11 protein-coding genes are annotated in these 10,232 nt (G+C 57.1%); all 11 read left to right on the plus strand.

Translation table 11 applies throughout. The features are described 5' to 3' along the window. Nucleotides 1-13: 13 nt before the first annotated feature. Nucleotides 14-823 carry a PP2C family protein-serine/threonine phosphatase gene (locus tag B3187_RS10360; protein ID WP_024462228.1) on the plus strand — a complete coding sequence of 270 codons (810 nt, stop codon included), beginning with the start codon at nt 14-16 and terminating at the stop codon, nt 821-823. Between the two features lie 28 nt (nt 824-851). Then, nucleotides 852-3,380 carry a bifunctional serine/threonine-protein kinase/formylglycine-generating enzyme family protein gene (locus tag B3187_RS10365; RefSeq protein ID WP_286806270.1) on the plus strand — a complete coding sequence of 843 codons (2,529 nt, stop codon included), beginning with the start codon at nt 852-854 and terminating at the stop codon, nt 3,378-3,380. 14 nt (nt 3,381-3,394) lie between these two features. Then, entirely contained in the window at nt 3,395-3,589 is a 195-nt protein-coding gene (locus tag B3187_RS10370) for a hypothetical protein (protein WP_286806272.1), read from the plus strand. A 15-nt stretch (nt 3,590-3,604) separates the two neighbouring features. Then, the gene (locus B3187_RS10375) at nt 3,605-4,222 is read left to right on the plus strand and encodes a MotA/TolQ/ExbB proton channel family protein (protein ID WP_024462231.1); all 618 of its coding nucleotides are present in this window, start codon (nt 3,605-3,607) and stop codon (nt 4,220-4,222) included. Nucleotides 4,223-4,226: 4 nt separating this feature from the next. Beyond that, nucleotides 4,227-4,736 (plus strand): ExbD/TolR family protein, encoded by a 510-nt coding sequence (locus tag B3187_RS10380; RefSeq protein WP_286806273.1) that lies wholly within the window; start codon nt 4,227-4,229, stop codon nt 4,734-4,736. Then, a complete protein-coding gene (locus tag B3187_RS10385) occupies nt 4,733-5,236 on the plus strand; it encodes an ExbD/TolR family protein (RefSeq protein WP_286806274.1) in 504 nt (167 codons plus the stop codon). Before B3187_RS10380 ends, B3187_RS10385 begins: the two co-directional genes overlap by 4 nt. A gap of 5 nt (nt 5,237-5,241) precedes the next feature. Then, nucleotides 5,242-6,189, plus strand: a complete 948-nt coding sequence (locus tag B3187_RS10390; protein WP_286806344.1) for an AgmX/PglI C-terminal domain-containing protein — start codon at nt 5,242-5,244, stop codon at nt 6,187-6,189. Nucleotides 6,190-6,533: 344 nt separating this feature from the next. Then, nucleotides 6,534-7,016, plus strand: coding sequence for an Hcp family type VI secretion system effector (locus tag B3187_RS10395; protein ID WP_024462235.1), 483 nt, complete (start codon nt 6,534-6,536; stop codon nt 7,014-7,016). A gap of 124 nt (nt 7,017-7,140) precedes the next feature. Then, the gene (locus tag B3187_RS10400) at nt 7,141-9,123 is read left to right on the plus strand and encodes a type VI secretion system Vgr family protein (protein WP_286806276.1); all 1,983 of its coding nucleotides are present in this window, start codon (nt 7,141-7,143) and stop codon (nt 9,121-9,123) included. 24 nt (nt 9,124-9,147) lie between these two features. Next, entirely contained in the window at nt 9,148-9,696 is a 549-nt protein-coding gene (locus B3187_RS10405; RefSeq protein ID WP_170162934.1) for a hypothetical protein, read from the plus strand. An 11-nt stretch (nt 9,697-9,707) separates the two neighbouring features. After that, nucleotides 9,708-10,232: DUF2169 domain-containing protein (locus B3187_RS10410; protein ID WP_286806277.1), on the plus strand; the 525-nt coding region annotated here is incomplete at its 3' end.

Here is a 10,232-nt window from a genome sequence, read left to right on the forward strand (position 1 = left end):
AGGGAGCTCAGGGATGCTTGATACCCAGACCCGGCCGCAACCGGTTGATACCACGTATCGGCGCCCCATTCACTGGCGCTGCCAGCATGCGACCCATGCCGGCGCGGTGCGCAAGTTGAATGAAGACGCGGTGTTTGCGTGCGCTGATCATAACCACTGGGCGGTGGCCGATGGCATGGGCGGTCACGAGGTGGGCGACCTGGCCAGCCGGGAAATCGTTCAGGGTCTCGCCCAATTGCACTTGCCCGAAGCGTTGGCTGAATCGGTGGATCGGGTTGAAGACTGTCTGCAGGGGGTAAATCAGGGGTTGCAGAACTATGCCCGAATGGAGCTCGACGGCGCCACGATCGGGAGCACACTGGTGCACCTGATGATCCGCGGTCGTATCGGGGTGGTGCTCTGGGCGGGGGACTCCCGGTTGTACCGTTTTCGCAACGGAACCCTCACGCAATTGAGCCGGGATCATAGCCAGGTAGAAGACATGGTGGCCATGGGCCTGATCAATCGCGAGCAGGCCCGAGTGCATCAGTGTAGCAACGTGATTACGCGTGCGGTCGGAGTGGAAGAGCATCTGCAACTGGATATGCGCCTGTTTGATGTGCGGCTCGGTGACCTGTTTCTCTTGTGCAGCGATGGACTTCATGGCGTGATTGAAACCGAGACCATCGCACGAATCATGGCCGACCGGGATCCTGACCTCTGCGCTCAGGCACTGATTGATGTCGCCTTGCGCGCGGGGGCGCCGGATAACGTCTCGGTGGTGGTGATCAAAGGCGAGCCCGGAAAAGTAGACAGTTCCAATGGACGGCAATGCGCTCAATGAGAACGTTGAGTCAGGAAGATGAAGGGATATGACTGAAACCAGGGACACTAAAACGCGGATTGCGCCGCGCGCAAAAACCCCACCCGATGCCACCGTGTATACCCCGAGGAGCCGATCGGAGGAAACGCCTGCGGCGAGTGACAGAACCCGCTATCAGGCGCCGCCGCGTCGTCGTGGATCGGATGCCACGCTGGTGGATCCGAATCCGCCCACCGTCGTCGCCAGACCGACCAAACCCAAAGCGGCCGCTTCCCCGAAGCGCCCCTCGGGTCATCATGGTTTACTGAAGCGCCGGTTTTTGCTGGAGGACATTCTGGGGGCCGGTGGTATGGGGGTGGTCTACAAAGCCAAGGATCGGCTGAAAATCGAGGCCCAGGATCGTGACCCCTATGTCGCGATCAAGGTGTTGAGCGACGAGTTCAAGGCCCACCCGGAAGCGTTCATCGCCCTGCAGAGAGAGTCGCGCAAAACCCAACGTATCGCGCACCCGAATATCGTTAACGTACACGATTTCGACCGGGATGGCGACACGGTTTTCATGACCATGGAGTTTCTCGATGGCAAGCCGCTGGACAAGTTGTTATCCCAGTATCGTTCCACCGGATTGCCCCATGAAGATTGTCTGAAGATTCTTGAAGGCGTGTGTTCGGCATTGATCTATGCCCATGCGGAAAACATCATTCACTCGGATCTGAAGCCGGGCAACATCTTTGTCACCCACCGAGGCATTCCCAAGGTGTTTGACTTTGGTATTGCCCGCGCGGTGGCCAAAGCCGAGCGGTCCGATGATTCGGAAGACGATAAAACGGTTTTTGATGCGGGGAACCTTGGCGCTCTGACCCCCGCTTACGCGAGCCTGGAGATGCTTGAGGGCGCTCCGCCCGATGCGCGTGATGACCTCTACGCGCTCGGGTGCATTGCCTATGAGCTTTTTGCCGGCGAGCACCCGTTCAACCGGGTGCATGCCGACGAGGCGGCCCGTCAGAAGTTGAAACCGAAACGCCTGGTGGGTATTCCCAAAAGCCAGTGGCGAGCCATTGAGCACTGTCTGGCTTATCGCCGAGAGGATCGGGTGGCGTCGGTTCAGGCGTTCTGGAATGCCTTCGTGCACCGGAAAGTGGCGATTGCCAAATACGCGATCGGCGCGCTGATTGTGGTGACGTCAATGGCGACCGCCGCCTATCAGTATCGGGACCAGTGGATTCCACAGTTTTCCGAGCAGGATGTGCGGTTGGAAATCGAGCAGCGACTCAGACTGGAAATGAAGCAGAACGAGCTGACCGAACTGTTGACCACACTGACCTTTTCTTCTCAATGGGAGCGTCAGCTCTGGCAGAGCTATACCGACTTGCAGGATCTTTTGGGTGAGAGCGATCAGTGGCTGGAAGGTCAGCGTGCGTCCATTTACAAGGCGTATCTGGAAAAAATTGATGAGGAAATTGAAGCAGGCGCCCTGGAGCAGGCCCGTGCCCGGCTGACCAATGCCCGGCGCTACAGCGATGACGAAGCCGCGCTCGATCGGCTGTCCGCACAGATAGACAGCGCACTTGAGCGGGCCCGGCTCGAAGCGAAGCAGCAGGCCGAGGCGCGCCGAGCGGCGCAGGCTCTGGCGCAGGAACAGGCACGCAAGCAGGCGGTTCAGGAAAAAGTCAATCGCGAGTTCGATAACGCACTGGCCAACGTTGATCGACAGCTTGCCTGCCGACAACAGCTGAATATGGATGACCTGGCCATTGCGGTCAACAAGTTGCAGGAGTTGGACCCGGGTCGATACCAGCGCGAGCAAAGCCGGATGATCGGCGCGCTGGCATCCTGCATCGAAACCATTGGCGCTCGCTTTCCCGACCGGGCCCAGACATTCAAGCAGCATGCCATGCAGATTTTTCCGCGCAGTGCCGCCATTGCCGGCATCGCCATAGAACCCAAAGACCCCTGTGACGCCTCTCTGGCCGGAATGGGAGGCCGAGGCCCGCGCGCGGGGTGTCGGGATACCTTGCCGGGCGCGGGGCTCGGTCCGGACATGGTGGTGGTCCCCGGGTTTGCGGGCCGGCCTGCTTACGCCATTGGTCGTGAGGAGGTGACCGTTGGGGACTTCAATCGCTTCTGTCGCGCATCAACGTGTGAGGTACAGCAAGAGCAATCCCGGGACAGACCCGTCACTGACATCAGTATTGAGCAGGCGAAGGCTTACGCCCGCTGGCTCAGTGAACAGACCGGTTACCGTTATCGGCTGCCAACCTACGAGGAGTGGCGCCATGCTGCCCGAGCGGACGGCGCCGAGCCGGACCCGAACCGCAACTGTCTGTTCTCCTCCCGGGGTATTCAACGTGGCGGTTCCATGGTCAAAGCCAGCGTGGGTGGGCAGAACCGCTGGGGCCTGGTGAATCATCTGGGCAACGCTCAGGAGTGGGTCCTCAGCGGGGGAGCGTTATCGGTTGCCGGGGGGCACTACGATACGCCGATGGATGAATGCCAGGTGAGCTGGCAGAAATCACACGATGGCCACCCGGACACCTATACCGGTCTGCGCTTGGTCAGACAGCTTAAAAACCGCTAAGAGACTCGAGCGATATGACCGTGGATGTGACAACTCTGATACAGCAGCTGCACCAGTTGGTAGACGACTACAACCAGCGATCGGTGTCGTTGGCGGAGTATCGGCTGAAGCGCCGCCACCTGTTGCTGGCCATCGATTCAAATGTCAACGGTCGGACCGCACCAGAAAGCGCGACCGACGATCTTGTAACTCAACGGAAACATCATTAACCACAGAGGCTTGTTATGGAATTTGTCCGTTTTTTTCAAGTGGGTGGCCCGTTCATGTGGGCGATCCTGTTCATCATGGCGGCGGGGCTGGCGATTACCCTGGATCGCTTCTTTTACCTGTCCAAAACCCAGAAGTCGGTCAATCGGGTCTGGCTCAAGTTGGCGCCGATGCTCAAAGCCCAGGATTACGAGCGGGCCTCACAGTCGCTGACCGACCTGAAAGACCCACTGGGACGGATTCTGAGTTACGGCTTTTCCCGTTTCAAAGGGAACCCCAGGCGCGAGACGGTCGAATCCGCGATGGAGGAGGGCGTAATGGAAGTGCTGCCGGAGGTTGAACAGCGTACCCATTACCTGGCAACGCTGGCCAATGTGGCCACGCTGCTTGGGCTGCTGGGCACCATCATTGGCCTGATTCAGGCATTTACCGCTGTGGCCGAGGCGAACCCGGCGGATAAGGCGGAGATGCTGTCGGCCAGTATTTCGGTGGCGATGAATACCACGGCCTTTGGGCTCTGCGCCGCCATTCCGCTGTTGCTGTTGCATTCCTATCTTTCCACCAAAGCGGCGCGAGTGGTCGACAGTATTGAAACCGCCGCGGTCAAATGTCTGAACTTGATGATCAGGGAGTAAAGGCATGCGCTTTCGTCGCAAGCGTCAGGTTCAGGAGGCCGCTGAGCTGAACATCACAGCGTTCATGAATCTGATGGTCATACTGGTCCCGTTCTTGTTGATTACGGCGGTTTTCTCCCGGATGACCGTTCTGGAGTTGAATCTTCCGGGGCCGCAGACGGAGCAGGAATCCTCGGAACAGCCGCTGGATCTTCAGCTCCAGTTGGTGGTGTCGGACGATGACCTGGTATTGCGGGATGCCAACATCGGCGTGATTACGCGTCTGGAACGGACGGATGATGAGGACCAGTGGCGCCAGCTTCGGGAGGCACTGATTGAAATCAAGCAGCGCTTCCCCGATGAAACCGCGATTGCCTTGCGACTGGCGCCGGGCGTTTCCTACAACACCCTGATACAGGTGATGGATCGGGTCGGGAGCACGCAGCAGGTACAGCTTGGTACGCTCGAACGGGTCGAGCTGTTTCCGGACATATCGCTGGGTGATGCGCCGACGGACAGGGAGGGTTCGGCATGAAATCTCTGAGTCGACGGGCCCGCCGTATTCAGCGCAACCAGAAGTTGCGCAAGTCGCCGGGGCTGAATCTCGTGTCACTGATGGATATCTTTACCATTCTGGTGTTTTTCCTGCTGGTCAATGCATCGAGTGACAGTGAGCTGCCCAGTCAGAAAGTGATGAAACTGCCGGATTCCACCGCCGGGCAACCGCCCGAGGAAACTTTACGGGTATTGATCTCGCGAGAAGCCATACTGGTGCATGGCCAGTCGGTGGCGAAACTGGAGGAGGTGACCAAAGAGGGCGACGGTGTCATTGAGCCTCTGCGGGAAGAGCTGGCCTACCGACTGTCGCTGTCTGCCGGTGGTGAAAACGACACCCTGACGGTGTTGGCCGATCAGTCTGTCCCCTACGAAATCATCAGGCGGGTGGTGGAAACCAGTCGGGTTCTGGAATTTCGCCAGGTCGCCTTCGCCGCCAGTCAGATCTCCGACCCTGCGGAGGAGGCGAGTCAGTTGTGAGCATCATGATGCAGACCGCCCCCCGTTATCAGGACCTGGTCATCCAGTGGCAGCCCGGTCGATCTTCGGCCAATCACTATCGCTGGTGGCTGACCGGCTGTGTCGGGTTGGCGCTGGCAATCGCGTTGACGTTATCGCTGGTTGAGGTTCCGGAAAAGCAACGCATGACCCGATCGGATATTCCCGAGCGGGTGGCCCGCTTTATGCTCGAGCAACCCAGTGATCCACCGGTTAAGGCGCAGGAGGAGGTGAAGCCCAAGCCATTACCGGTGGCTGAGCCAAAGCCCCTGGTCGAGCGGGAGCGAGAGCGACCCGCCGTGCAGGAACCTGCCAACGAAGCGCAGCGTGAGGCCCGGGAGCAGGCGCAGCGCAGTGGCCTGTTGGCGCTCGGAAATCAATTGGACAGCCTGATGGATACCTCTGAGGTGGATGACTGGGTGGACACCGAAGGCAAAGGTGGCGCCGATGCCGGGCAGACGGCCACGGGTTATGGCGACGGTGATCTGGCATCAGCCGCTGAGCGAACGGGCGCACATGATGTTGCCGCAGTATCGGCCGGAGAGGGTGGCAGTGTATTGGCGCGACGCGATCTTGCCAACCTGGAGACTCCGCTCGTCGAGGACCGGGCGGAAAATCCGGAGCGCCGGGACAGTTTCGCGCAGACTGGGCGAACGAACGAAGAGGTCAGCCTGGTTTTCGATCGCAATAAAGGCCTCCTGTACTCACTCTACAACCGTGCACGTCGGCAGACGCCCGGGTTGCAGGGGCGTCTGGTGCTGGAAATAACCATTGAGCCTTCCGGTGAGGTGACCGAAGTGGCGATTGTTTCCAGCGAGCTGGACGATCATCGTCTGGAGCAGAGAATCAGGGCCCGCGTTTTACAATTTCGTTTCGAAGAACGAAGCGCACAGACCATTACCATCATCTATCCGATCGAATTTCTTCCGTCGTGATGAAGCTGATTTTTACGACACTGCGGTAGGCAGATTTTATTTTGGCGTGGTAATGGTCTTAAGACTATTTTTTGTACGGCAAAAGTGGAGAACCAGTTCACATAAAAATCCCGTATTTAAAGGATTTAAGTGATGCGATTCTCGCTATCGAAAAAAAACATTCTGTTTTTGCGAGACAGGTTGTTGGTGGTCAGTGAATTGGCTATCATTCGTCCCGGGTACCAGGAATGCGAAGTTTATTCCGAGTACTTTTTTTATCGCGTGTAAAGCGGCAGGGAAAGTTGCTCGGGTCTGAAGGCTTCCAGGCCTGATGTCCATAAACAGCAAACGCAAGGAGACTAAAAATGGCAATTTATCTTGAGTATGAAGGCATCAAAGGAAACGTAACAGCGGAGGGTTATAAGGACCACATTGCTGTTCAGTCCCTTTCTTTCGGTGTTGGTCGCGGCATCTCCATGGAGCCCGGCAACCTGTCCAACCGCGAAGCCACTCGTCCTACTGTCAGTGAAATCACCTTGACCAAGGTGGCGGACAATTCGGCCACGGCACTTTTCAAAGAAGCCGTTACCGGATCCGCAGGCAAGAAAGTCACCATCAAGTTCGTCCAGACCGGCGCTGATAAAGTCGTCGAGTATATGGATTACGTGCTGGAAGACTGCCTGGTCAGTGGTTATCAGATTGCAGGCGCTGAAGATGGCGACCCGGTAGAAACCATTTCTTTGAGCTTCTCGAAGATCATGGTCAACTACAACGACTTCGATAAGACGAACAAGTCCTCTAGTCCACAGCGCGTGGGTTACGACTTGACCACTGCGAAGCCGCTGTAAGTCAGGTCGGGCCTTGCGGCCAGACCGCAGGGCCCACTCAGCGAATATCGTCCCGCCTGCAAAGGGAGGGATACAAGGAACGATACCGTGCCGTTTGGTGCGCGGCTAACAGGTTGCTAAGTCTATGGGGCAGCTTACTCAGGAAAACCGCCAGGTCGCCATCAGCGACTTTTCATTGGGGTCCGATACCTTTCTCGTCAAGCGACTTTCCGGAAAAGAGAGTGTGTCCGGGTTGTTTGAGTTTCATGTCACTTTGATGTCGGAAAAGCTCGACATCAGAGCTGATGATGTCATGGGGAAGTTGGGTCACGTATCGCTTAAAAGCGAGAATGGGCGGGAGTTTTCCGGACATATTGCCCGTTTTGTGGCCGGAGAGGTTCAGGGAAATAATCTCAGAACCTATGAAATTGTGCTTCGCCCATGGTTTTCGTTTCTTCGCCACACGGTCAACAATCGAATTTTTCAGAACAAAACAACGAAAGATATCGTTTCACAGATTTTCTCCGAGCAGGGGTTGCAGGATTTTGACTTTCGTGCGCAGCCGGGAAGCACCCGTGAATACTGTGTGCAGCGCAACGAAAGTGACCTCCATTTCGTATGCCGGCTGCTGGAAGAAGATGGCATTTCGTATTTTTTCGAACATGCCGGAGGAAAGCATAAACTGATTCTGGTAGATCAGGCCAGCGCCTTTCCTGCCTTGGGCGAGAGCCAACTTGAGTATTCCCCGGGTTCCAATCCGGGCGCTCGAATTCATCGCTGGCAACACCGGTATCAGTACCGCACCGGCCAATGGACATTGAACGACTTTGATTTCAGCACACCGGAAAAATCCCTGCTGAACAACAGCCAGGGGCAGAACGGCTTTGCCCACAATGGTCAGTTTGAGCACTATGAATACCCCGGCTTCTACCACACCGGTGACGCGGAATCTGTGCCGAGGATGCGGATGCAGGCAGAAGAGCTCGATCGCAGTGTCGTCTCCGGTTCTTCGGATTACCCTCAGATGGTTGCCGGCGGGAAGTTCACCTTGGCCAAACACGAGTCGAGCCTGGAGAAAGGTGCTTATATTCTCCTGGAGGTGCACCACGAAGTGGTGGAGGACACCCAGACCACCGGGGAAGGCCAGGCTCAGTCTTATACCAATGATTTTATCTGTGTTCCGGCAGACACCGCTATTCGTCCGAAGGTCGTACACCAACGCCCGGTAATGAAGGGGCCGGAAACGGCCTGGGTCGTGGGGCCGGAGGGAGAGGAAATCTATATTGATGAGCTGGGGCGCATCAAGGTCAAATTTCACTGGGACCGTGATGATGAGCGCCACGAGAAGAGTTCCTGTTTCCTTCGTGTCGCCCAGTCCTGGGCGGGTAATCAGTGGGGTTCCTCGTTTATCCCGCGTATTGGTCAGGAGGTGGTGGTCGATTTCCTCAATGGCGACCCGGATCGACCGCTGGTCACCGGCTCAGTCTACAACTCGAAGAATCGCCCGGTATATACCTCGAAGACCCAAAGCGGGATTAAAACCCGCTCTACTCAAAAGGGTACCTCGGACAATTATAACGAGCTTCGCTTTGAGGATAAGAAAGGGGCGGAGCAGATCCTGCTACATGCCGAAAAAGACTACGACGTCGAGGTCGAAAACAATCAGACACTCACTGTCGACAATGACCGAACGAAAACGGTCCGTAATGATGAAACGAGTCTGATTGAGAACGATCGGACAAAAACCGTCAACAATAATCAGAGCGAAACCATCGGCAAGGATAAGTCGATAGACGTCGGGGAGAATCACCGGGAAACCATTGGCGCCAGTAAACAGCTGGAAGTCAAGAAAGACCACACCGAAACCATCGGGAACAACATGGTGATTTCGGTCAAGAATAACCTGACGGAAAGCGTTGAGGGTGAATACCGGGAGTCGGTGACCAAACAGTATGGTTTGAGCGCCAAGTCCATCAGTCTACAGGCTGATGATGAAATTACCTTGAAAACCGGTTCGGCCATGATCCAGCTGAAAAGCAACGGTGATATCACGATCAGTGGGGCCAATATCAATGTCAAGGGTTCCGGCAACGTCGTGCTCAAGGGCAGCAAAGTGACCAGCAATTAACCCTTTGTTTTTTGGAGGCGCAGTGTGGCGAGTGAATACGAACAGTTGGCAGATCCGGTGCGGTGCACCGAGGACGCGCCGGCCGATGCGCCACAGTTTTCTGCCCCAGAGGGGGCCTGGTTGGTGGGTACTCTGGCGGGGTTTACGGAGCAGGGGGCGCCCGAGGTAAGCGTCGTTGTCGACGGGCAGCGGTGCAGTCTTGTTACCTTGCCGGCCTTGCCGGTCTCGCGCGCGGATCTTGGTCGTCAGGCCGTGGTCAAGAACGCCACTGGTGAAGTCACTACTCCTTTGCTGATGGGGTTTGTACACACACCGTTAGAACTGACTCTGGAGGCCGGGCAGGGCGATAGATCGGAGCCCCGTTCCCGGCAAGCGCAAGCGATGTCTGTGGAAGTGGATGATGCACCGGCGCGCGACCTGGTAATGGAAGGGCAGGAGAAGCTGGTGTTGCGATGCGGTTCTGCCAGCATCACTTTGACGGAGGCGGGGAAAATCATCCTGCGTGGCCGACATCTGGTGAGTCGTTCCGAGGGCGTGAATCGCATTCTCGGTGCCTCCATCCAGATGAACTGAGTGCTTCGATCATGTTGCAGCTGAATAACCGCACACCCTTTGAGGCGGAGCTGACGGCCCTTAACGATGAAACCGGCGTGGAGACCTTGTACGTCATTGTCAAAGCGAGCTTTACGGAGGGCTGGATGCTCGCCGATGAACCCGTTCCGGTGTGGCGAGCAGACGAGTATTACGGCGAGCCGCATGAGTCCAGTTTGCGTTACCCCAGTGAAATTCACCTGGGGAAAACCGCTACGGATATCCTGGTGGAAGGTGACGCCTGGGCGCCCGGCGGGCGTCCGGTAAGGCAGTTGCCAGTGACGGTATCGGTGGGGCGGGTGAGCCAGTCACTCATGGTGTTCGGTGACCGGAGATGGGATCAAGGCCAGATCTCCGTGGCCGACCCGTTTGAGCGAATGCCGCTGACATGGGAGCGGGCGTACGGCGGCTCGGTCGCCGAAGGCGATCGCCGGCGGGGTTACAGCGAACGAAATCCGGTTGGACGATTCGCCAGTGCGCAGTGCACTGATCGCTCAGTGGATGGGGAGCTGATTCCG

The sequence above is a fragment of the Marinimicrobium sp. UBA4209 genome (genome assembly GCF_002381585.1).
GTDB lineage: Bacteria > Pseudomonadota > Gammaproteobacteria > Pseudomonadales > Cellvibrionaceae > Marinimicrobium > Marinimicrobium koreense.

What these genes read in the sequence shown, in the direction of transcription:
- B3187_RS10360 (WP_024462228.1), top strand. Translation starts at nt 14, where the DNA reads ATGCTTGATACCCAGACCCGGCCGCAACCGGTTGATACCACGTATCGG.
- B3187_RS10365 (WP_286806270.1), top strand. Translation starts at nt 852, where the DNA reads ATGACTGAAACCAGGGACACTAAAACGCGGATTGCGCCGCGCGCAAAA.
- B3187_RS10370 (WP_286806272.1), top strand. Translation starts at nt 3,395, where the DNA reads ATGACCGTGGATGTGACAACTCTGATACAGCAGCTGCACCAGTTGGTA.
- B3187_RS10375 (WP_024462231.1), top strand. Translation starts at nt 3,605, where the DNA reads ATGGAATTTGTCCGTTTTTTTCAAGTGGGTGGCCCGTTCATGTGGGCG.
- B3187_RS10380 (WP_286806273.1), top strand. Translation starts at nt 4,227, where the DNA reads ATGCGCTTTCGTCGCAAGCGTCAGGTTCAGGAGGCCGCTGAGCTGAAC.
- B3187_RS10385 (WP_286806274.1), top strand. Translation starts at nt 4,733, where the DNA reads ATGAAATCTCTGAGTCGACGGGCCCGCCGTATTCAGCGCAACCAGAAG.
- B3187_RS10390 (WP_286806344.1), top strand. Translation starts at nt 5,242, where the DNA reads ATGATGCAGACCGCCCCCCGTTATCAGGACCTGGTCATCCAGTGGCAG.
- B3187_RS10395 (WP_024462235.1), top strand. Translation starts at nt 6,534, where the DNA reads ATGGCAATTTATCTTGAGTATGAAGGCATCAAAGGAAACGTAACAGCG.
- B3187_RS10400 (WP_286806276.1), top strand. Translation starts at nt 7,141, where the DNA reads ATGGGGCAGCTTACTCAGGAAAACCGCCAGGTCGCCATCAGCGACTTT.